Origin of the sequence: Athalassotoga sp., assembly GCF_049965695.1 — a bacterium.
Lineage (GTDB): Bacteria > Thermotogota > Thermotogae > Mesoaciditogales > Mesoaciditogaceae > Athalassotoga.
Genome location: NZ_JBMFWB010000009.1, coordinates 19,334 through 39,938, shown reverse-complemented (window position 1 = coordinate 39,938; position 20,605 = coordinate 19,334). Strand labels below are relative to the sequence as shown.

The following is a 20,605-nucleotide window of genomic DNA, read 5'->3' as shown; positions in this document are numbered from 1 at the left end:
AAATGAAGGGATCAATTTTAGAAGTTGAAAATCTCAAGAAATACTATGCGGATGTCAAAGCCGTCGATGGAATTTCCTTTAAAGTCCTGGAGGGTGAAGTTTTCACCCTCCTTGGTCCAAATGGTGCGGGAAAGACAACCACACTTGAAATTTTGGAAGGATTAAAAGATTACGACGATGGACAGATAACGCTTTTTGGAGAAAAAGTTGAAAAGAAAGTGCCCAGAAACCTCCGAGAAAGAATCGGAGTTATGCTTCAGGAAAATAATTTCATAGACCATCTTACCACTTTGGAAATTTTGAAGATGTTCAGATCTCTTTACCAAAAAGGTCTGGATGTCAAAGATGTGCTAAAAGAGATAAGTCTTGAAGATAAATCAAGTGCAAAAGTTGAGAAACTCTCAGGAGGGCAAAAGCAAAGACTTGCCATAGGGACAGCGCTCGTTGGCGATCCGGAGATGATCTTCATGGATGAACCAACCACGGGTCTTGATCCTCAGGCAAGAAGAAATGTCTGGGACATGATAGATAAACTCAGAAATAGCGGAAAAACGGTTTTTTTGACGACGCATTACATGGAAGAGGCTCAATACCTTTCAGATTACATATACGTCATGGATCACGGAAAGATAATCGCAAAGGGTACGCCGGAAGAACTCATCTCGACTTTTGGCGGTGAGAAGATCATAGAGATCGATTTAGGATCGGAAAAATTCGATCTATCGTCTTTCAAGTCGGAATTTCAAAAAGTCAACGCGGAAGGTTCAAAGATCATGATAGTGACATCATCTTTGCCGTCCGACATGAAAAAGGCACTTGACCTTTTCGATCAAAAATTCATAAAAGTCAATGATATAATTGTAAGACAGCCGAATCTTGAAGATGTCTTTTTGAATCTTACGGGAAGAAAATTGAGGGATTGAAGTGAAAAGAATTGTTTCCATTTTCAAAGCGCTTATGATTTCTTCCATAAGATCGCCATCTGTGATCTTCTGGAATATTTTCTTTCCCGTTATTTTGCTTCTCATACTTGCGTCTATATTCACAAATATCGGAAAGGGCGTTTCGGTCAAAATCGCGCTTGTGAATGAAGCAACGACTTTTCAAAATACCAACATGAACTTTGCTTCCTACATCTCCGATGCTTTTAAATCTTTGTCTGTTGCGACAGACGGGAAAACTCCGATCTTGACTTTGGAGGCGGGATCGACACAGCAATTTCTCAACGAATCGCTTGAGAAATTGAAAAACGGAAAGATAAACGCGGTTGTTGTCATACCGCAACTTTTCAACACACAAGTTTACACAACTTTACTTCAGCAAAAAAGTGGATTAAGTCTTTTCTCAAAGCCTCAAGTTGAGATATACACACTTCAAAACAGTCAGACTTCAGACGTGGCATTTACGATTTTGTCGTCCGTTTTGGAATCTTTTAACTCGGAATTCCTCAAAAGTTCAGGAAATAATTCTGACTTCGTTTCTCCTGTCACAGAATACATTTCAAAAAGCGGACAAAATTTCTCTTACGTCGATTTCGTGGTGCCAGGGATTTTGATAATGGCCGTTATGACGGTTTCACTTTTCGGAATAACCGACGATTTGCTCGTTCAAAGGGAAAAGAAAGTTTTGAGGAAACTTTTTGTTGCCCCTTTAAACAAGAGTGAATACTTTTTTGCCATGATCTTTTCAAACATCGTCATAGAGATAATTCAGATAAGCATAATAATCGCAATAGGCTTTTGGTTGGGAGCAACGCTTAATTTCAACGGATGGTCTATCTTTTACGTGATTTTCACGATAGTCGCAACCCTGCCACTTGGATTTTTCATAGCGAGTTTTGCGAAAAGTGCCGATAGCGGAAATGCAATGGCAAATATCTTCAATTTTCTTTTCATGTTTTTGGGTGGGCTTTTCTTTCCGATAACCAGCGTACCTTTTGCTGTAAAGGCCGTCGCTTACGCACTTCCGACAACCTATCTCGGTAACGGCCTGAGATCGGCAATGGGAATAATGTCATCTCCGACGCCGGCCTATCTTAACGTGATCGTACCGGCAGCATGGGCAATCGTGATGGGAATATACAGCATTAAGACATTCAAATGGGAGGCATGAAATGAGATTTTCGGCAATTTTAAAGGCCATGACTTTTCATTCCGTTAGAGATAGAATGAATCTTTTTTTCAACCTCTTTTTTCCCCTTGTGACTTTGCTTGTCTTTGGCTATGTCTTTTCAGGCATATACTCTCCTCAAGGTTCAATGAACGTTGGATATTACGGACAGGTCCTTCCGGCCGTTTCAGGTGTAAAATACGTTGAATATCCGACACTGTCATCACTTCAGGAGGCTGTCAATTCCGGTAAAATCGATCTTGGACTTACCTTAGACGGCACCTCGCTCATCACGTATGTGAGCCCTGCAAACCTTCAATCTTCAGATTACTACACCTCCATATCCAAAAGTGTTGCAGACGAGATAAACAAATCAAAAGGCATAACAAATATCATAAATGTGAAAAGAAACGACGTCTCATTTTCCGGAAAGCAAATAAATTATCTTGACAATTTGATTCCGGGCATACTCGCATTGAGTATCTTCTCTGCCGGTATATTTTCTATAACGGCATCTCTTGCCCACTTCAGAGACAAAAAGGTGATTAAAAAATTCTGGACAACTCCACTTGCAAAATGGGAATTTTACGCCGCTTTCTTATTCGAAAAGATGATCGAGAGTTTTCTTTCCATAATTTTACTTTTTTTCGTTGCGATGGTATTCTTTCATCCACCTTATTCCATAGATTGGTTGAGATTCATAGTGACAACTTTAGCAGGCACCTTCGGCATGATGGGTATAGGCATGATCATCCTTTTACTCTCTCCGAGTGCAAGGGTGGCAAGTGAAATCTCATCGGTACTTTACACCGTTATAATGTTTTTCTCGGGAGTTTATTTTCCGCTGGATCTTTTGCCCAAATTTTTGCAGGATATAGCATATGGATTGCCACTTACCTACATAGTCATAGCCATGAAATCAGCCATGGGCATAGCGCCCATGTCTGTACTTTCGTATTGGCTTACGATTGCCATAATGTTTTTCGGTGCAGTACTGGTTCTGCTTGGATTTAGTAGAATTTTTAAAATAGACTGAACTCATACTAAGTTCACTTTAGATTCCGAATGATTTTCAGTTCCGGCAGGCGTCCCCTCGATGTCTGGTCCTCGCTGCGCAGCGTCGGCCACCTTGAGGCATCCTGCCCTCCGCTATGATAAATAGACGTTCAATTTTTGAAGTAAATTTAGCATATTAACTTATGTGCTTAAGATCTTCTATCATTTTCAGAATATCTTTGAAATGTCTTTTCTCCTCTTCAACGATCTTTTGAATCGTTTCTTTTTGAGGTGCGTATTTCGCCAGTTCTTCGTAAAAGACGACGCTGTCTTTTTCAACATCAAGGGCAACCTGAAGTGCTTCTTCAAGATCTTCAGGTACATCTTGTTCTATCTCTGGAAAGATCGACGTTTCGGCAAAAATTTTCAGATATCCAACTGCCTCTTCGTTCAAAGGTTGCAATCCGCTTTTTTCTTTTGACTGCGCCACTATCTTTTCAAATGTCTTCATGTGGTCTCTTTCTTGTTCGGCAAGTTTTTTAAACAATTCTTTGTTTTTGGTGCTTCGATTTGCAAGAGTGGTGTAGAATTCATATCCGCTACCTTCGATCTTCAAAGCAACACCTAAAAGTTCTTCGAGACTGACCATTTCATTCACCTCCAGAATTTGTGAAAAGAATCACATTCATTCAAAATTCAATGCCTCTAAAGCACTCGATATCACACATATTATACCAAACAAAGTTCAAATTCCAAGATGTAATCTGTAATCAGAAAAAGGGCATGCTGCCCTCCGCAGCGGTTAACGATATTTTTTGAAGTTGACATTTTTTGAATCAAGTTGTATATTTGATAAAAGCGATTGAAAGAAAAGAGGGAAATAATGACAGAAACGGATAGGTATTCTGCACAGGATGGTTTTATGAACTACGCAAAAAGCAACAACGTGACGATCAAATTTTACCTGATCGAGAATATTCAAATGAAGGGAAAGATAAAGCATTTTGATATGTACTCCGTGATACTTGAAAATGAAGAAACTGGAAATGATAACCTGATATTCAAACATGCCATAATTGCCATGATACCTTCCGGTAAATTTTCAATAGAGTACACAGCCCAAACTGCCAAGCATAGTTAGAAAAATTCATGGCTGAAGCAAAGATATCGATCATAGCCGATACCGGCTGCGATCTCGATGAAAAATTTGTTTCCGATCACAACGTAAAACTCATTCCTTTCAGGATCATATCGGATGACGGCCACGAATACAGAGATCGATTTGATATAAGCGCACCCGATGTTGTAAAGTTGCTCGAAAATCACGATTTAAAAACATCTTTGCCTGCAATCGGAGACATAAAAAAAACCTTTGACGAGGTAAAAGCGGAAGGTTATGATCAGGCGATAGTTATAACGATATCTTCTAAACTCAGCGGAACCTATTCAGCCATAAGCATGACCGCAAAAGATTACAAAGATATGAAAATATCGGTTGTGGATTCTCTAACTTTGTCTATGGCCGAAGGATTTCTTGTCATGGATGCGTGCGATATGGTGAAATCCATGAACTTTGATGATATCGTTAAAAAAATAGAGTCGAGAAGAGCATCTGTCAAGGCTCATTTTGTTTTAGACACGATTAAGTACCTCAAAAAAAGCGGGAGAATGCCCGAAGCGGCTTTGAGTTTGAGCGAAATCTTGAACCTTAAGCCTGTTTTCACGATAAAAGAAGGTCACATAAGTTTAGAATCTATATCTTTAGGGAAGAAACATGCACTTAAAGTGCTTGAGAAAAAATTAGATCCTAACGCCACAAAATGTGCCATTGCTTACACAGGATCGAAAGATGAATCGGAACTTTTTGCAAATCGATTTTCAAATTTCAAAGATATCATAGTTTACTATCTTGGCCCTGCGCTTTCTCTTCATGGAGGGAAAGGAACAATAGGATTAATTTATACTTGATGTGTAAAGTACGGTAAATGACAAAAACACAGAGAGGGCAGGATGCCTCAAGGTGGCCTCCGCAGCGGAGCAATGAAATTGATAAACTGTAAATGAGGTGATGAGATGGGTAGGTTACGTGTGGCTCTTGTGGCTCATGATAAAAAGAAAATAGACATGGTCATTTTTGTCAAAGAGCATCTCGATGTCCTGTCAAAATGCGAACTTTACGCGACGAATACAACCGGAACAGTTTTAGAAGACAAATTGAAGATAAAAGTGAACAAAATGCTCTCCGGCCCTCTTGGAGGAGATCTTCAAATAGGTGCCATGATAGCGTCTTCCAAAATAGATTACGTGATATTTTTGAGAGATCCGCTCACGGCACAACCACATGAACCAGATGTATCCGCACTCTTGAGAGTTTGCGATGTTCATAACGTCCCTTTGGCGACAAATCTCGCCAGCGCAACGGCGATAATTGAAAAGATAATAACGGATCTCAATGAAGAAAATTCCACAAATAATAGCCCAAAACCTTGATGACCTTTTTGTCGTCGGTGGTGCTGTAAGAGACACAATTTTAGGCACGGAACCAAAAGAGTACGATCTCATAACCACAACTGCTTTTGAGAAGATCAAATTCAAAACCTTTAAAGAATCGAAAACCGGCGAAACCGTAGGAACCTTCATAAAAGGTGTTAAGTACGATATTTCAAGATATGAATCTCTCGATTACGATCTCAAAAGGCGTGATTTTACAATAAATTCAATGGCTTTTCCGGTTCAAAAGAACGGTGAAATTCTGATTTCTCACGTTGTTGATCCAACCAACGGCATTGAAGATCTCAAAAACAAAATTCTGCGATCATTCAATCCATACGAAAATATCAAATCAGATCCCGTCAGAATTTTACGTGGTTTGAGGTTCATCTCGAATTACGATCTTGACGTGGAAGAAAAGACTTTAACTGCAATGAAAACTTTCATGCCTCTTGTACAAAGAATTTCAAAAGAAAGGCTTTTTATGCCTTTGGATGGTTTCGTTAAGGGCAAATATTTTTCGAAAGCATCTCAAATAGCAAAAGCATTGAATTTGGAAGCATACCTTGGAATACCATCTGTGAATTTTGAAATTGCCGATAAGGTAGATCATCAATGCAGATGGCAGGCAATTTTTGCCAGAACAAAATCAGCGGACACTTTCAAAGAAAAAGCCTTTCCGCCATCAAAAATCATAAAGTCTATCATGAGAATGAATGATTTTGTCGATCAAATAGAGAATCAAAGGTATGATTGGACGATAAAGATAAAAGATGAAGAGGCAGAATGCCTTTGTCAAATTCTGTCCATATTAAAAATAGATTCCGGCATCGTGAGAAAAAGAATGAGCACAAAACTCGAAGTTACTCCGGAAATGCTTAAAAAAAGGAATATTGAAGGAAAAGAAATAGCAAAGAAAATGATCGAGATGTGGAAAGACATTCTCAATCAACCTTAGATTTCGAATGGACTATTTCTCCAAAGACGGTAAATTCTCAAGATCAATTTCGTTGCCATCTTTAGACTTTAGATGTTTTCGGCTCAGCCAGACAAAACCTTTATCAAATGTTATAACTGCAACATCAACATGGCCCCCAACGCCGGTTATGCCACCCGGATCCATGAGTACCCCATCGCTGAAACGTTGAATGGCGGTGGTGGTATCGATGGCAAGTTGGCAGAAGTCGACGGCATCCTGCATGGTCATGGTACCCCATTGAATGCTGTATTCCATACCCCGTAATTGTTGCTGAATTGCGCTCTCACCGATCTTGGCCGATGCTTCGCGAACGAAGGGAATTCCCTGCATGTGTGGATCAAAACCTAAGACAATGCGTGTTACGACATCTGTTTGACCGATCCAGCCTGCACCGAATTCTTTACCTTGTTGGCGGCTGTCCCGAACCTGTTCGACGGTGCCGGGAATGTATATCATGTAAACTTCGCTGCTTCTGTTTTTGTTGTAACCTGCGAGGATGAACTGCAATCCGTCCGGTGCGGCAATTGCTTCCTGTAACTGACCTTCCCGATTTTTGAAATGAAATACGACTCTTGTCGGTTCTTCTTTGAGATCTACCAACTCCATTCCCTGTCTCGCTAAATCTGTTTTTATGCTTTCAGGCATGTGCTTGATCTGTTCACGATAAGGAACAATGGTATCAAAATACTGGGAAATTTCTTTTGCGACATCTCCAACCGACATTTTATCAACTGGCTTTGTCTGACGAAATTCATCGATAAAACCGCTGACGTTCTTCATAACACCTTGCTGCGGCAAAAACGCAAGGCCTGAAATGACCAATCCCATGCGTGAACCGATACGAAATACCTTCGAGGCCGAATCTGAACCGATGCGTGCCATTCCCTTTTGATTTCTGTAAGTCTGGCGACTGTCTGCTGCAAGCACAATTCCTTCCGGGATCATAACGCTAATTCCAAGCGACATGGTGAACCTCCCTTGCGAAATATACTAACTTAAAACAATTTTATACCAAACAAAATTCAAATTCCGAATCATCGCTCCAGCAGGTGCCCCACTCGATGTCTGGTCCTCGCAGGCTGCGGAGGCCATCTCGAGGGCATCCTGCTCTCCGCTCATGGTAAATAAGCATTCGGCTTTTAAAGTGAGTTAAGTATAGTATATCAAATCACTTGTAAAAATGTAAAAATCGAATTCCTAATGACTATAATCTTCCAATTGTGCTAAAATATTAAAGGGTGAGTATGTTGTCTGGTCTTTTGATGATCGTAGACATGCAAAATGATTTTGTGACGAAAAACGGATCGCTTTACTTTCCTCAAGCGGAAAAGGTTAAACCTGTCGTTATTGATATCGTTAAAGACAGGATGAAAAGAGAATACGATTTAATCTTCACAAAAGATTGGCACGATCCGAATGATCTTGAGTTTAAGCGCTTTCCGGTACATTGCATCAAAGAAACCTATGGTGCGGAGATTTTCGATGATCTGAAGTTTATCATCAGAGATTACTCAAAGATCAATTTTGTCATGAAAAAAAGATTTTCAGCCTTTTACGGAACGAATTTTGATGATATTTTGAAAAATTTATCTCCAAAGCATGTGGAAATTTGCGGCGTTGATACAAACATATGCGTCATGTACACGGTCGAAGAGTTGAAAAACAGAGATTACGATGTTGTAATTTACGAAAACGGTGTTGCCTCTTACGATGAAAAGTTACATGAATTTGCAATTTCCCAAATGAGAGATGTGTTGGGGGCTAAGATCGAAAAATGGAGGTCTTTTAATGCGCAGCATTAGACTTGATCCGAGAGTGTTTAAGGTTCCGATAGACAGAATTCGTGCGGGATATTATTCAGATAAATATTTCACGAGATACACCGAGGTATTGAAAAAAGACAATTATCATCCAAATGTACTTTATCAATTCTTTCCGAGAAAAGATGCTGTAGTTGTTGGCATTGATGAAGCACTTGCGATCTTAAAACTTTGCACGGGGTACTTTAAGGATGAAGAAAAGGCACAATCTTTGTTTCAGGAACTACTTGTGGCGGAAAGAGATTTGCAAAATTCCGTGTTTGACATGGACAGAAAAAATATAGAAAGCATAAACAGGAAGAGATGGGATTTGCGCGATGCCATGAATGCACTTTGGGTTGATAAATTTTCAGAGATCGAGGTAAAAGCCCTTTACGATGGAGAAGAGGCAAAGGATATGGAACCCATAATGACGATAGAAGGCGACCCGATTTATTTTGGTTACCTCGAAACGGTTCTGCTTGGCGTAATAGCCCGCGGCACTTCTTCGGCAACTGCCGTCAAACGTGTCGTTAAGGCTGCAAACGGAAAACAAATACTTTATTTTTCTGCAAGATTTGATCACTACTGGGTTCAGGCAACTGATGGTTACGCGGCTTTCAAAGCCGGCGCTGAAGTAGTTTCAACAGACGCCAATGCCGATTACTGGGGAGCAAAAGGCATTGGGACTGTGCCTCACGCTTTGATAGCGGCATATCATGGATCAACATCTATGGCGGCGATAAAGTTTGACGAGTATGTACCTTCCGATGTCAACAGAATAATTCTTGTCGATTGGGACAACGATGTGATAGGCACGACGAAACGTATGATGATAGATTTTTACGAACATCTGACAGGCAAAAAATATTCTGTTTCTTCGTCAAATATCGATTCCGTCATAGGATCAGGCAAAGGTAAAATATGGGGAGTGAGATTTGACACGTCCGGAACGCTTAGAGACACATCTGTTACTCCCATCAATGAAAATTCTTTGGGAGTGTGTCCGGAACTTGTCTGGAAAGCAAGACGTGAATTTGATGAGATGGGAATGAAAAATTTAAAGATAGTCGTTTCGGGAGGGTTCAATTCAGAGAAGATATCTTTATTCGAGAAGTTAGGAGTGCCCGTCGACGCTTACGGAGTTGGATCATCCCTTTTGAGAGAAAAAATTGATATAACTGCGGATATAGTCGAAGTTGATGGAGAACCATGCGCAAAAGTTGGAAGAAAAAAAGGAAATCTTTCAAGACTTGAAAAGGTTAATTTGTGAGGAGGTGTTTTAAATGGCAGAAAAAGGTACCTGGGTTATAAAAGAAGGATTTGCGGACATGTTCAAAAATGGCGTCATAATGGACGTGACGACGCCGGAACAGGCAAAGATCGCTGAAGATGCCGGAGCAGTTGCGGTGATGGCGCTCGAAAGAGTACCGGCGGACATAAGGAAGGCTGGCGGTGTCGCGAGAATGGCAGATGTCGGTTTGATACGACGTATAATGGAAACGGTCTCGATACCTGTTATGGCAAAGGTCAGAATAGGCCACATAGCGGAAGCAAGAATTTTGGAGGCACTTGGAGTTGACTTTATAGATGAAAGTGAAGTTTTAACTCCGGCAGATGATAAGTTTCACATAAACAAACATGATTTTAAAGTTCCATTCGTGTGTGGCGCAAGGGATCTCGGAGAAGCGTTGAGAAGAATCGCAGAAGGCGCCGCGATGATAAGGACAAAGGGCGAGGCTGGAACCGGAAACATCGTCGAGGCCGTCAAGCATATGCGCACTGTCATGGATGCCATAAGACGTGTCAAAACGATGGCCGAGGAAGAACTCGTGGGTTACTCAAAAGAAATAGCGTCTCCAGTGGAAATAGTAAGAATGGTCAAAGAACGTGGCAGACTGCCGGTCGTGAATTTTGCCGCCGGTGGCGTTGCGACTCCTGCCGACGCTGCGCTCATGATGATTTTGGGTGCCGATGGAGTTTTCGTCGGATCCGGAATTTTCAAATCATCAAATCCGGCCAAAATGGCAAACGCGATAGTTCAATCTGTTTTGCATTACGATGATCCTGAAGAACTTGTCAGAATAAGCGAAGATATAGGCACGGCCATGGAAGGCCAGGAAATTGCCACTTTGACTGAGAAATTACAGGAAAGAGGCTGGTGAAAGAGCGTAGATCATGAAAATAGGCATACTTGGAATGCAAGGTGATATAGAAGAACACCTTGCAATTATGGAAAAGATCGGTGTAGATTCCATACGCGTGAAATCCGTTAAAACGCTCGAAGCAGTTGATGGCCTCATAATGCCGGGCGGCGAAAGCACCACGATGTTAAAACTCTTAAAATTGACAGGCCTTTTTGATGTGTTAAAGGCAAAAATAGAAAAAGGGTTTCCGGTTTATGGAACGTGTGCCGGCTTGATATTGTTAGCAAACGAAGTTGAACACCCAGCACAGGATTCTTTGGATGTTTTAGACCTTTCTGTCAGCAGAAATGGATACGGAAGGCAGATAAATTCTTTTCATGCCGAAATTTCCATTCCTGTCATCGGAGACAAACCTTTTGATGCGGTCTTCATAAGGGCACCTGTGATAACTAAAGTTGGAAAGATCGATGTGCTTGCAAGTTACAACCACGCACCTGTTTTTGTAAGGCATGAAAATATCATTGCCTCAACTTTTCATCCAGAACTTTCTGACGATACGAGAATTCATGAATTTTTTGTGGAGATGGTCAAAAATGCTACTCGCAATTGATGTCGGTAATACAACCGTCGTGATGGGATTCATGAACGGCAACAAATCTTTCGATGTATGGAGGATAAGCACAAAAAACATCTCCACGGAAGATGAATTGTCCGTCCACATAAAAAATTTTCTTGATTTTTCAGGTTACAAACCATCAAGCATAGATGATATTTGCGTGGCCTCCGTTGTGCCGAGTATGAACGATGTTTTCAAATACTATGCAAGAAAGTACATGAATAAAAACCCGACTTTTGTGAAGATCAAAGATGTAAACTGGATCGAGTGGGATGTCTGGACTCCGAACGAACTCGGAGCGGACAGGATCGCAAATGTTATAAGTGCCAAAGCAAATTACGGAGAAAATGTCATCGTGGTGGATTTTGGGACGGCAATAACGATCGATATTTTGACCGATAAATATGAAGGTGGCGTTATCTTACCCGGTCCGAGGACGGCAATTCAGTCACTTTTCACAAACACCGCAAAATTGCCTTCCGTTGAGGCTAAGTTCCCCGATTCACCCGTTGGTAAAGATACGATAACAAACATTCAATCCGGTATCATGCTTGGAACGATGTTTGCGATAGATGGTCTTGTCTCACTCTTTGAAGATCAATTTTCTAAGCGCTTCAAAGTCATATCAACAGGCGGATACGGTGCTGAAATTTCCAAAAGTTCTACAAAGATAGAAGAATACATTCCGGATCTCACGCTTATCGGAATATCCATTTTTTACTCTCGAAAAAATGAAAGCGCTTTTAGTTAATCCTTACATACATGACGTTTCGGCTTACGATTTTTGGTTAAAACCCGTAGGACTTTTGTACATCGCGAAGGCTCTGCGGGTTTCAAATTTTGATGTTAAATTGCTCGATCTGCTTGACAGGAATTTGCCCGGCAACGACGCACACGATGGGCCTTATGGAACCGGAAAATTTCATTCCGAAATAATCGGAAGTTTAAAAACTTACGGCATTCCGAGATACATGAAAAGGTACGGCGCACCGCTTTCCATTTTCGACGAAATCGATTTTGATCCCGATGTGATTCTCGTAACTTCTATGATGACATACTGGTACGGTGGCGTTTTCGAAACGATAAAACTTCTAAAAGAAAGATTTAAGGTACCTGTAATCCTCGGTGGAAATTACGTCACGCTGCTTCCGGATCACGCGAAGAAATCTGGTGCGGATTTCGTAATTTCTGGAGATGGAATTCCGAAAATTTACGAAGTTTTAGAGAAGATATTTCGAAAAAAAATACCCGAACCTGTAGGAATAGATTGGTTTGAAAAGATCACGCCTGATTACTCACTTTATGACAAATTGGATGCCGCCGTTGTACACACAACTTATGGATGCCCTTTCAGATGCACATACTGTGTGGCATGGCAAAGAGGATTCAAATCAAGAAGTGTCGGTTCCGTGATAGAAGAAATAGAATCTTTGAAAAAGATGGGCATCAAAGACCTTGCCTTTTACGATGATGCCATCCTTGTCGATAAAGTAAGATTCAAAGAGATATTGAAAGCATTGCCGTCCGGCATAAGGTATCATCTTCCCAACGGCATTCATGCAATTTACGTTGACGAAGAAATAGCCGCTTTGATGATGAAAAAGAATTTCAAAACGATAAGAATCGGATATGAAACCGGAGATCCATACCTTCAAAAGCAGACGGGTGGAAAGGTTACAAATGCGGCCTTCGAAAAAGCCGTCGATATTCTCAAAAACAATGGATTTACCAATAAAGAATTGGGAGCATACCTGATAATCGGTCTGCCGGGTCAGACCTTTGAATCTGCAATGGAAGACGTAAAATCCGTTATAGACCTTGGAGTAAAACCTTTTTTGAACGAATACACTCTCATCCCCGGTTCCGTTGACTGGGAAGAGGCGGTTTCGAAAGGCGAGGTTTCAAAAGACTTAGATCCGCTTGTTTTGAAGGGTGCTCTCATACATTACTGGTGGAAGAATTCCATGGGCATAAAGCACATAGAAAAAATAAAAAGAAAAGTTCAAGAATTTTACCTATCAGATCGTTTATAGTTATACCACACAAAGTTCAAATTCCGACTCTCCGCCTCCGTCTGTCATTCCAGTCGAAGAACTGGAATCGCTTTTTGTTTTTGACTGCTTACTCGTTACCGATCACACGTTACTATTTTTTCTACATGCTACCCGCTACCCGCCACATGCCGTTTTACTGATTACGCATCACCCGTTACAGATCATTGCTTTTCCTCTAATGTCTAATTCCTAATCTCTGTTTTTGCCATTGTCAATTCGGGTTATTTCACCTTTCCATTTTTATGGTATAATTTCAGAAATAACTGGCAAGGGAGGTACGGGCAATGAAAAAGATTGTATTGGTTATGCTGGTATTTCTTTTTGCTCTTGTTGGATTTGCATTCTCCAAAACCTACATAGTCGGAACTTCTGCTGATTTTCCACCATTTGAATACGTACAAAACGGACAGTACGTTGGTTTTGACGTGGATCTTATACAGGCAATAGGTAAAGTCGAGGGTTTTCAGGTTCAGATAAGAGATATGTCATTTGATTCTCTTATACCTGCTTTGAAATCCGGAATAATTGACATTGCCATTGCCGGTATGACCATAACCCCTGATAGGCTTCAGGTTGTCGATTTTTCAGATCCTTACTGGTCTGCAGATCAAGACGTGATAGTCAAAAAAGATTCAAATTACAACCTTACAGTGCTTTTTGGAAATAACAAAATTGGCGTGCAAACAGGTACGACCGGAGATTTATGGGTAAGCGATAATCTCATTAAAACCGGCATTCTCAAGAATATAGTCAGATATGAAAGTTTTATCTACGCGCTTCAGGCTCTCATCAACGGTGAGGTTAACGCTGTCGTACTGGACAGTCCCGTTGCGCAAAGATTTGCCCAGACACAACCTGTGTCAATAGTCGGAGTGATAATAACAAATGAAAATTACGGAATAGCCGTTAACAAAGGAAATAAAACGCTGCTTGATATGATCAACGACGGTCTGGCCAAAGTCAAAGCATCGGGTCAATTGTCTCAACTTGTAGATAAATATTTTGGTAAATGAAGATGGATCTTGTATCCACCTTGAAAGTTTTACTTGACGGTACCATCGTGACGGTCGAACTGACCGTCATCTCATTTGTGATCGCTTTTTCGATCGCAATTGTCGTATCACTTGCACAGATTTATGGAAATATTCCTCTGAAGATAATTGCCACAGTTTACGAAAGAGTTTTGAGGAGCATACCTTTGCTCGTCGTGATGTTCATATTGTTTTTTGGTCTTCCTTCTTTTGGGATCAGATTCAACCCATTTATGGCAGCGATCTTGTCTTTGGGCCTTTGCAGTTCAGCATATCAATCGCAGATATTCCGCGGTGCCATACTTTCTGTCCCGAAAGGTCAGACACTTGCCGCTCAATCGATAGGAATGAATGGCACGCAAATATTCCTTCATGTTACACTTCCTCAGGCTTTAAGATTTGCCGTTGCTCCTCTTACAAATGAATTCACGATAGTGCTAAAAGACACGTCTTTCGCTTACGCACTTGGAGTTACGGAATTGCTTCGAGAAGGCACCTATATAGTATCCACAACTTATGAGCCTTTGTTGATTTATCTGTTTTGCGCCGCCATTTATTTTACTGTAACCTTCTCAACGAACACGGTTGTAAGAAGAATCGAAAAGCGATTCGCACTTCCGGGCTTTGAGTTCAGAGGTGAAAGGGCATGAAGGTACTGCAAATAAAAAATTTGAAGAAGCGTTACGGAGAAAAAGAGATAATCAAAGGCATTTCTTTTGAGATGGAAAAAGGTGAAACAGTCGTCGTTATAGGTCCTTCAGGCACAGGTAAATCTACGATGTTGATGTGCATAAACAGACTTACAGAGCCCGATGGCGGAGAAATTTATCTTAACGAGAGTCAGATAACAGGATCAAAGCATCCTGAAATTTTCAGACAAAAAATAGGGATGGTTTTTCAAGAATTCAATTTGTTCAACCATTTGACGGTTTTGAACAACGTAATGATAGGTCCTATGAGGGTGAAAAAATTTTCTCGCGAAAAAGCCGAAAGTATAGCCAAAGAAAATCTCAAAAAAGTGGGGCTCGAATTGCAAATGCATGCCTATCCGGCGCAACTTTCCGGAGGCCAAAAGCAACGTGTCGGAATTGCAAGGGCACTTGCCATGGAACCGGATCTCATTCTTTTTGATGAGCCCACATCGGCACTCGACCCGGAACTTGTCGGCGAAGTGTTAGAGGTTATAAAGAAACTCGCGCGCGAAGGCATGACGATGCTCATAGTCACACATGAGATAGGTTTTGCGAAAGATGTCGCGGATAGAATTATTTTCATGGAAAATGGCGAGATAATAGAAGAAGGAATTCCATCTTTGATCTTGAATAATCCTTCGCAAGAAAGAACACGTCAGTTTTTGGCCAAATTCATGGAGGGAAGATGATCCGTTTCATAAATGTCTTCGTGAACGCTTTTCCGTTTTTGATGGACGGACTTGTTTTCACCGTAGAACTTGCGCTTTCTTCAATAGCGATTGGCTTTGTGATAGGAATCATCGTCGGCATATCGAGGAGTTATGGCAAAAAATGGTCTTACACCATATCGACGGCCTTTGTCGAGGTGATAAGAGGTACGCCTTTGCTTGTTCAACTTTTCATCTTTTACTTTGCACTCCCTCAGATCGGAATACGCCTTTCTCCGATAATCGCTTCGATAATAAGTTTTTCCATAAACAGCGGCGCCTATCAGGCAGAATACATAAGAGGGTCCATTCAATCCGTCGATACAGGTCAGATGAAAGCCGCACTTTCGATCGGGATGACGAAATGGCAGGCAATAACAAGGGTCATCATGCCTCAAGCACTTATAAAAGTCATACCGTCGTGGACAAATGAATTCGTCTATCTCATAAAATACACGTCTGTCGCATACCTTGTTGGGGTTCCGGAACTCATGGCTCAAGGGGAATTCATCGCAAGCAGGAACTTTGAATTTATGAATGTTTTTCTCAGCGTTGCGATTATCTACCTTGTAATTGTCATGGTTATAACATGGGGTTTTTCAAGAATTGAGAAGATGGTAAGAATGCCAGGCGTATGATATTTTTTAAACAGAATTATTATATAATTGATTGACAACATATAAAATACGTTAACCATTAGGAGGCAGTCGTGGAAAAAATTCTTGACAAATACGCAAAATTTTTGCCCGTAAATGAAAATACTCCTGTTATAACTTTAGGAGAAGGTTTCACACCGCTTATAAAGACAAAGCATCTCGGAAAGATGTTAGGTATCGATCTCTATCTAAAATATGAAGGTATGAATCCAACCGGCTCTTTCAAAGATAGAGGGATGGTCGTTGCCATTGCAAAATCCATTGAAGAAGGGGCAAAAACCGTTATATGTGCGTCAACGGGCAATACCTCTGCTTCTGCCGCTGCATACGCGACGGCTTTTGATTTGAAGGCCATTGTTGTCATACCTTCGGGCAAAATTGCGATAGGCAAACTTGCCCAGTCTTTGATATACGGGGCAAAGGTCGTTCAGATAAACGGAAACTTCGATGATTGTCTTAAAATGGTCAGACTTGCAAGTGAAAAATTTCCTGTGACAGTTGTCAATTCGATAAATCCTTACAGACTTCAAGGACAAAAAACCGCGGCCTTTGAGATCGTCGACGAACTTGGAGAGGCACCCGATTACCATTTTCTTCCGGTTGGAAATGCCGGTAACATAACCGCATACTGGATGGGATACAAAGAGTACAGATCATACGGTAAATCGTCTAAATTACCACACATGATGGGGTTTCAGGCCGAAGGTGCTGCGCCCATTGTCAAAGGATACCCCATAGAAAATCCTGAAACCATAGCGACCGCTATAAGGATAGGAAATCCTGCAAGTTGGCAAAAGGCCATCTCGGCAAGGGATGAATCCAAAGGCATGATAGGCACTGTCACGGACAAAGAAATACTGCACGCTCAGCAATTGATCGCCGTGAATGAAGGCATATTCTGCGAACCGGCGTCGGCAGCGTCCGTTGCCGGCATTTTGAAGATGAAAGACATGTTCAGGGGTGGGGAAACAATTGTCGCGACGTTGACAGGTAATGGACTTAAAGATCCAAACGTCGTTGATCACGAATACGCAGATAGAATAAAAACAATACCTGTTGACTTCGAAATATTTTCGAGGGAGGTGAGTTCATGAAACTTTTAGTTTCGGTGCCCGCATCGATAGCAAATCTCGGAAGCGGATTCGATACTTTTGGCCTTGCCATAGATCTCCGAAACGAAGTTGAGATAGAGTACGACACAGAACTCTCTATCACCGAAATGGGTATAAAAGTTGAAGGAGAAGATCTGTTTTTTAAAGCCTTCAAAGAAGTGATGGAAAGTAACGGCATAGACTGGAGATACAAGATAAAAAAAATATCGATGATACCACCTCAGAAAGGTCTCGGTTCAAGTGCCGCCTCTATAATTCTCGGTATAGCAGCCGCGATGGAAATAAATAGACATTTTTCAAGGCAACAGATATTTGAAATGGCGACTAAAATAGAAGGTCATCCGGATAACGTGGCCGCTTCAGTTTTCGGTGGCTTTACGGTGAGCGCGCATCTCAAAAGCGGTTACGGCGCCGTTTCGATGCAACCCATGTGCAGAGAGATTACAATTGTGATTCCACCATTTTCAACTCCAACTCAAGAAGCAAGAAAAATTTTACCCAAAATGGTGCCTCTTGAAGATGCCGTTTTTAACCTTCAACGTGCCACAATGGTGCTTGCAAATTACAGAGACAGAAGGATGCTTCAAGAGTTTTTTGAAGATAGACTTCATCAGGATTTAAGGCTTTCTCTTCATCCTGAATTGAAGGCTTTTTTTGAGGAAACGAAATCCAAGGTTGAAGATCCGATCTTTCTTTGCGGTTCCGGTACGGCAATCGCCATCATGGGCACACACGATATAGCGGTCCCACAGGGATGGCAACTGCTTCACAAAAAAACATCCATAGAAGGCATCATCGTTCGATATCTGTAAAGTACTCCAAAATTCTCACAGCGTTTGTCGCAGCGCCTACTCTGACGTTGTCCGCAACGTTCCAGAACATCAGAGCGCCGTTTGAAGAGATTCTGGGTCTTCCGATGTGAGAAAGATCACTTCCTTTTATCTCTATCGGGGTGGGATAGTCGTCCCATACTTTCAAGTATGGAGATGCTTTCCAGGCTTTTAAAACCGTTCCCAAATCCACCTTGCTTTTAAATTCGGCAAGCACTGACTCCGAATGCCCATAAAACACAGGAACTCTTACGGTAGTCGCTTCAACGATGCAATCACATTCCATTATCTTCCTTGTTTCGTTGAACATTTTCATCTCTTCTTCCGAAAAGCCGTTATCGAAGATGGGACCAATTTGAGGAATGCAATTGTAAGCGATTTCTCGGGGATAAACTTTCGGAGATCCTGTACCTTTCATTTCCATTTCGAGTTCTTCTATTCCTTTATGCCCGCTTCCCGAAACTGCTTGCATCGTCGTCACGACAACCCTTTTAAGGTTGTAAATATCGTGAATAGGCTTAAGTGCCATCACAAGTTGTATCGTCGAACAATTCGGATTCGCAATTATCCCTTTGTATCCTTTCAAAACGTGAGGGTTGACATCTGGAACGACAAGTGGAATTTTCGGATCCATTCTGAAGGCAGAAGAATTGTCTATGATAGTTGTTCCATGCGCCGATGCTATCGGTGCAAAATGTTTGGATATATCCTTTCCGGCGGAAAAGAGTAAAAAATCAAAGCCAGCCTTCATCGACTCTTCCGTCAAAGTCTCAACTTCTATCTCTTTGCCATGAAATGGGATTTTAACGCCGCGCGACCTTTCGGAAGCAAAAAGTCTTAAACTGCCAAATTCATGATTCCTCTCTTCAAGCACTTTTACCATCGTTCTGCCAACTTCGCCAGTGGCACCAACAACTCCTATTTTCATCTTATTCCTCCAATCCGAATCTTTTTGAAACGACCTTTGCCACTTCTCTTAATTTTTCCCTTTTTATCACGCAAGATATCCTGCTGTTGGAAGTGCTTATCATGTCTATGTTGACTCCTATCGAGGCTATGGCATCGAACATGTTGTAAACTATTTCAGATGATCCTATTATGTTCACTCCAACGATCGATATCTTTGCCATCGTATCGTCTGAATGGATATTACCTGCTTTAATCTCCTCTTTCACATGATTGACGGCTTCCAAAGCATCTTTGAATTCTTCTTTCGAGACGGTGAATGCGATATCATTTTTTCCGTCTCTATGCATGCTTTGAACTATCATGTCCAAAGAGACATGCCCGTCCGAAAGTTGTTTAAAGGTTCTGGCCGCTATTCCGGGTATGTCAGGCACATCTTCTATGACTATTTTCACTATGCCTTCATCGACAGTTAAAGATCTAACCAAAGGTTCTTCCAATCGTCCAACCTCCTCTATGATCGTACCTTCAGATTTCATGTGAGCATGTTTAACGACAAGTTTCACGTGATACCTGCGCGCAAGTTCAACGGACCTTAGGTGAAGTACCTTTGCACCGTGCGCTGCCATTTCTATCATCTCGTCGTAAGAAATTTTATCGATTTTCTTGGGTTTGTCAACGTATCTCGGATCGGCGGCATACACCCCGTCAACATCCGTGTATATCTCACACAGATCGGCACCTATGCCATAGGCAACGGCGACGGCAGTCGTGTCAGAACCACCGCGTCCAAGCGTCGTGATATCTCCCGACGGGCTAATCCCTTGGAAACCGGCAACTACCGGTATGATTCCATCATCTATGAGAGACATCAACTTCCCTCTGTACACCCTTTTCAAAGCAGCCCTCGAGTAAGTCGAATCGGTATCTATTCCCGCTTGGAAGCCCGTTAAAGACACGGATCTTTTCCCGTACCTCGAAAGTGCCGAGGCCATAAGCGCAATGGATATTTGCTCGCCTGTTGACGCTATCATATCGTATTCCCTCGAATTGGCATTTGGATTGACCTGATCGAGCAAATTTATAAGATAGTTTGTCGTCTTACCCATGGCCGAAACGACGACGACGATTTTATCGCCGCGATCGTAATCCTGAGCAATTTTTTCGGCTATCTTGAGTATCTTTTCGGTAGTCTCAACAGATGTACCGCCGTATTTTTGAACTACAAGCATCTTATCCTCCGCCTCCGTCCGTCTTTTCCACGTGCTACCGGCTACCCGCTGTTTTACTGATTACCGATTACGTGTCACCCGTTACTGTTTTTTTCTCTAATCTCCAATTTCTAATGTCTCTTCCTTGCCATGCGCTTTTTTGTACGTCGGCTCCAGCATTCGCCCTTCGGTGTCTGGTCCTCGCCTTGCTGCGGAGGCCACCTCTCGGCATCATGCTCTCCGCCTCCGTCTGTCATTCCAGTCGAAGAA

General features: G+C 41.7%; 23 protein-coding genes. 19 read left to right on the top strand and 4 right to left on the bottom strand.

Annotation, left to right across the window (positions count from 1 at the left end; translation table 11 throughout):
* The first annotated feature begins 2 nt into the window (after positions 1–2).
* From ACP5NR_RS04195 to ACP5NR_RS04185, 3 genes are read left to right on the top strand one after another with little or no spacing between them, the layout of a single operon-like run.
* Positions 3–923 carry an ABC transporter ATP-binding protein gene (locus ACP5NR_RS04195; RefSeq protein ID WP_428004621.1) on the top strand — a complete coding sequence of 307 codons (921 nt, stop codon included), beginning with the start codon at positions 3–5 and terminating at the stop codon, positions 921–923.
* A gap of 1 nt (position 924) precedes the next feature.
* The gene (locus tag ACP5NR_RS04190) at positions 925–2,112 is read left to right on the top strand and encodes an ABC transporter permease (RefSeq protein WP_428004620.1); all 1,188 of its coding nucleotides are present in this window, start codon (positions 925–927) and stop codon (positions 2,110–2,112) included.
* 1 nt (position 2,113) lies between these two features.
* On the top strand, positions 2,114–3,145 hold the full coding sequence (locus ACP5NR_RS04185) for an ABC transporter permease (RefSeq protein ID WP_428004619.1): 1,032 nt from the start codon (positions 2,114–2,116) through the stop codon (positions 3,143–3,145).
* Positions 3,146–3,301: 156 nt separating this feature from the next.
* On the opposite strand, the gene ACP5NR_RS04180 is transcribed toward ACP5NR_RS04185, so the two are convergent.
* Positions 3,302–3,754, bottom strand: coding sequence for a ferritin-like domain-containing protein (locus ACP5NR_RS04180; protein WP_428004618.1), 453 nt, complete (start codon positions 3,752–3,754; stop codon positions 3,302–3,304).
* A gap of 234 nt (positions 3,755–3,988) precedes the next feature.
* Between ACP5NR_RS04180 and ACP5NR_RS04175 the strand changes: the two genes are divergently transcribed.
* The 4 genes from ACP5NR_RS04175 (at position 3,989) to ACP5NR_RS04160 (ending at position 6,553) form a co-directional block, all read left to right on the top strand.
* On the top strand, positions 3,989–4,246 hold the full coding sequence (locus tag ACP5NR_RS04175) for an RNA chaperone Hfq (protein WP_428004617.1): 258 nt from the start codon (positions 3,989–3,991) through the stop codon (positions 4,244–4,246).
* 8 nt (positions 4,247–4,254) lie between these two features.
* Positions 4,255–5,073, top strand: coding sequence for a DegV family protein (locus ACP5NR_RS04170; RefSeq protein ID WP_428004616.1), 819 nt, complete (start codon positions 4,255–4,257; stop codon positions 5,071–5,073).
* A 105-nt stretch (positions 5,074–5,178) separates the two neighbouring features.
* The gene (locus tag ACP5NR_RS04165; RefSeq protein WP_428004615.1) at positions 5,179–5,595 is read left to right on the top strand and encodes a methylglyoxal synthase; all 417 of its coding nucleotides are present in this window, start codon (positions 5,179–5,181) and stop codon (positions 5,593–5,595) included.
* Entirely contained in the window at positions 5,558–6,553 is a 996-nt protein-coding gene (locus tag ACP5NR_RS04160) for a hypothetical protein (protein ID WP_428004614.1), read from the top strand. The genes ACP5NR_RS04165 and ACP5NR_RS04160 overlap by 38 nt, the downstream gene beginning before the upstream one ends.
* 12 nt (positions 6,554–6,565) lie before the next feature.
* Here ACP5NR_RS04160 and ACP5NR_RS04155 read toward each other — a convergent pair whose 3' ends face one another.
* Positions 6,566–7,540 (bottom strand): hypothetical protein, encoded by a 975-nt coding sequence (locus ACP5NR_RS04155; protein WP_428004613.1) that lies wholly within the window; start codon positions 7,538–7,540, stop codon positions 6,566–6,568.
* A gap of 281 nt (positions 7,541–7,821) precedes the next feature.
* Here ACP5NR_RS04155 and ACP5NR_RS04150 point away from each other — a divergent pair, with 281 nt between their 5' ends.
* The 12 genes from ACP5NR_RS04150 (at position 7,822) to thrB (ending at position 18,200) form a co-directional block, all read left to right on the top strand.
* Positions 7,822–8,376: a cysteine hydrolase family protein gene (locus tag ACP5NR_RS04150; RefSeq protein ID WP_428006012.1), complete on the top strand. Its 555-nt coding sequence runs from the start codon at positions 7,822–7,824 to the stop codon at positions 8,374–8,376.
* Positions 8,363–9,646, top strand: a complete 1,284-nt coding sequence (locus tag ACP5NR_RS04145) for a nicotinate phosphoribosyltransferase (RefSeq protein WP_428004611.1) — start codon at positions 8,363–8,365, stop codon at positions 9,644–9,646. The genes ACP5NR_RS04150 and ACP5NR_RS04145 overlap by 14 nt, the downstream gene beginning before the upstream one ends.
* Positions 9,647–9,659: 13 nt before the next feature.
* Positions 9,660–10,538, top strand: coding sequence for a pyridoxal 5'-phosphate synthase lyase subunit PdxS (gene pdxS, locus ACP5NR_RS04140; protein ID WP_428004610.1), 879 nt, complete (start codon positions 9,660–9,662; stop codon positions 10,536–10,538).
* A 13-nt stretch (positions 10,539–10,551) separates the two neighbouring features.
* Positions 10,552–11,130 (top strand): pyridoxal 5'-phosphate synthase glutaminase subunit PdxT, encoded by a 579-nt coding sequence (pdxT, locus tag ACP5NR_RS04135; protein ID WP_428004609.1) that lies wholly within the window; start codon positions 10,552–10,554, stop codon positions 11,128–11,130.
* The gene (locus ACP5NR_RS04130; RefSeq protein WP_428004608.1) at positions 11,114–11,887 is read left to right on the top strand and encodes a type III pantothenate kinase; all 774 of its coding nucleotides are present in this window, start codon (positions 11,114–11,116) and stop codon (positions 11,885–11,887) included. Before pdxT ends, ACP5NR_RS04130 begins: the two co-directional genes overlap by 17 nt.
* Positions 11,868–13,169 (top strand): B12-binding domain-containing radical SAM protein, encoded by a 1,302-nt coding sequence (locus ACP5NR_RS04125; RefSeq protein ID WP_428004607.1) that lies wholly within the window; start codon positions 11,868–11,870, stop codon positions 13,167–13,169. The genes ACP5NR_RS04130 and ACP5NR_RS04125 overlap by 20 nt, the downstream gene beginning before the upstream one ends.
* 305 nt (positions 13,170–13,474) lie before the next feature.
* The gene (locus tag ACP5NR_RS04120; RefSeq protein WP_428005593.1) at positions 13,475–14,203 is read left to right on the top strand and encodes a basic amino acid ABC transporter substrate-binding protein; all 729 of its coding nucleotides are present in this window, start codon (positions 13,475–13,477) and stop codon (positions 14,201–14,203) included.
* Between the two features lie 20 nt (positions 14,204–14,223).
* On the top strand, positions 14,224–14,871 hold the full coding sequence (locus ACP5NR_RS04115) for an amino acid ABC transporter permease (protein WP_428006011.1): 648 nt from the start codon (positions 14,224–14,226) through the stop codon (positions 14,869–14,871).
* Positions 14,868–15,602 (top strand): amino acid ABC transporter ATP-binding protein, encoded by a 735-nt coding sequence (locus ACP5NR_RS04110; RefSeq protein WP_428005595.1) that lies wholly within the window; start codon positions 14,868–14,870, stop codon positions 15,600–15,602. Before ACP5NR_RS04115 ends, ACP5NR_RS04110 begins: the two co-directional genes overlap by 4 nt.
* Entirely contained in the window at positions 15,599–16,258 is a 660-nt protein-coding gene (locus ACP5NR_RS04105; protein WP_428005596.1) for an amino acid ABC transporter permease, read from the top strand. The genes ACP5NR_RS04110 and ACP5NR_RS04105 overlap by 4 nt, the downstream gene beginning before the upstream one ends.
* 71 nt (positions 16,259–16,329) lie before the next feature.
* On the top strand, positions 16,330–17,370 hold the full coding sequence (gene thrC, locus ACP5NR_RS04100; RefSeq protein ID WP_428005597.1) for a threonine synthase: 1,041 nt from the start codon (positions 16,330–16,332) through the stop codon (positions 17,368–17,370).
* Positions 17,367–18,200 (top strand): homoserine kinase, encoded by an 834-nt coding sequence (gene thrB / locus ACP5NR_RS04095; protein ID WP_428005598.1) that lies wholly within the window; start codon positions 17,367–17,369, stop codon positions 18,198–18,200. Before thrC ends, thrB begins: the two co-directional genes overlap by 4 nt.
* Here the strand turns inward: thrB and ACP5NR_RS04090 are convergent.
* Entirely contained in the window at positions 18,181–19,146 is a 966-nt protein-coding gene (locus ACP5NR_RS04090; protein WP_428005599.1) for an aspartate-semialdehyde dehydrogenase, read from the bottom strand. The genes thrB and ACP5NR_RS04090 overlap by 20 nt on opposite strands.
* 1 nt (position 19,147) lies before the next feature.
* Positions 19,148–20,356, bottom strand: coding sequence for an aspartate kinase (locus ACP5NR_RS04085; protein ID WP_428005600.1), 1,209 nt, complete (start codon positions 20,354–20,356; stop codon positions 19,148–19,150).
* Between the last annotated feature and the right edge of the window lie 249 nt (positions 20,357–20,605).

What these genes read in the sequence shown, in the direction of transcription:
- ACP5NR_RS04160 (WP_428004614.1), top strand. Translation starts at nt 5,558, where the DNA reads ATGAAGAAAATTCCACAAATAATAGCCCAAAACCTTGATGACCTTTTT.
- ACP5NR_RS04105 (WP_428005596.1), top strand. Translation starts at nt 15,599, where the DNA reads ATGATCCGTTTCATAAATGTCTTCGTGAACGCTTTTCCGTTTTTGATG.
- ACP5NR_RS04185 (WP_428004619.1), top strand. Translation starts at nt 2,114, where the DNA reads ATGAGATTTTCGGCAATTTTAAAGGCCATGACTTTTCATTCCGTTAGA.
- ACP5NR_RS04145 (WP_428004611.1), top strand. Translation starts at nt 8,363, where the DNA reads ATGCGCAGCATTAGACTTGATCCGAGAGTGTTTAAGGTTCCGATAGAC.
- ACP5NR_RS04085 (WP_428005600.1), bottom strand. Translation starts at nt 20,356, where the DNA reads ATGCTTGTAGTTCAAAAATACGGCGGTACATCTGTTGAGACTACCGAA.
- ACP5NR_RS04170 (WP_428004616.1), top strand. Translation starts at nt 4,255, where the DNA reads ATGGCTGAAGCAAAGATATCGATCATAGCCGATACCGGCTGCGATCTC.
- ACP5NR_RS04130 (WP_428004608.1), top strand. Translation starts at nt 11,114, where the DNA reads ATGCTACTCGCAATTGATGTCGGTAATACAACCGTCGTGATGGGATTC.
- ACP5NR_RS04090 (WP_428005599.1), bottom strand. Translation starts at nt 19,146, where the DNA reads ATGAAAATAGGAGTTGTTGGTGCCACTGGCGAAGTTGGCAGAACGATG.
- ACP5NR_RS04165 (WP_428004615.1), top strand. Translation starts at nt 5,179, where the DNA reads ATGGGTAGGTTACGTGTGGCTCTTGTGGCTCATGATAAAAAGAAAATA.
- ACP5NR_RS04155 (WP_428004613.1), bottom strand. Translation starts at nt 7,540, where the DNA reads ATGTCGCTTGGAATTAGCGTTATGATCCCGGAAGGAATTGTGCTTGCA.
- ACP5NR_RS04110 (WP_428005595.1), top strand. Translation starts at nt 14,868, where the DNA reads ATGAAGGTACTGCAAATAAAAAATTTGAAGAAGCGTTACGGAGAAAAA.
- pdxS (WP_428004610.1), top strand. Translation starts at nt 9,660, where the DNA reads ATGGCAGAAAAAGGTACCTGGGTTATAAAAGAAGGATTTGCGGACATG.
- ACP5NR_RS04180 (WP_428004618.1), bottom strand. Translation starts at nt 3,754, where the DNA reads ATGGTCAGTCTCGAAGAACTTTTAGGTGTTGCTTTGAAGATCGAAGGT.
- ACP5NR_RS04125 (WP_428004607.1), top strand. Translation starts at nt 11,868, where the DNA reads ATGAAAGCGCTTTTAGTTAATCCTTACATACATGACGTTTCGGCTTAC.
- ACP5NR_RS04195 (WP_428004621.1), top strand. Translation starts at nt 3, where the DNA reads ATGAAGGGATCAATTTTAGAAGTTGAAAATCTCAAGAAATACTATGCG.
- ACP5NR_RS04175 (WP_428004617.1), top strand. Translation starts at nt 3,989, where the DNA reads ATGACAGAAACGGATAGGTATTCTGCACAGGATGGTTTTATGAACTAC.
- thrB (WP_428005598.1), top strand. Translation starts at nt 17,367, where the DNA reads ATGAAACTTTTAGTTTCGGTGCCCGCATCGATAGCAAATCTCGGAAGC.
- pdxT (WP_428004609.1), top strand. Translation starts at nt 10,552, where the DNA reads ATGAAAATAGGCATACTTGGAATGCAAGGTGATATAGAAGAACACCTT.
- ACP5NR_RS04120 (WP_428005593.1), top strand. Translation starts at nt 13,475, where the DNA reads ATGAAAAAGATTGTATTGGTTATGCTGGTATTTCTTTTTGCTCTTGTT.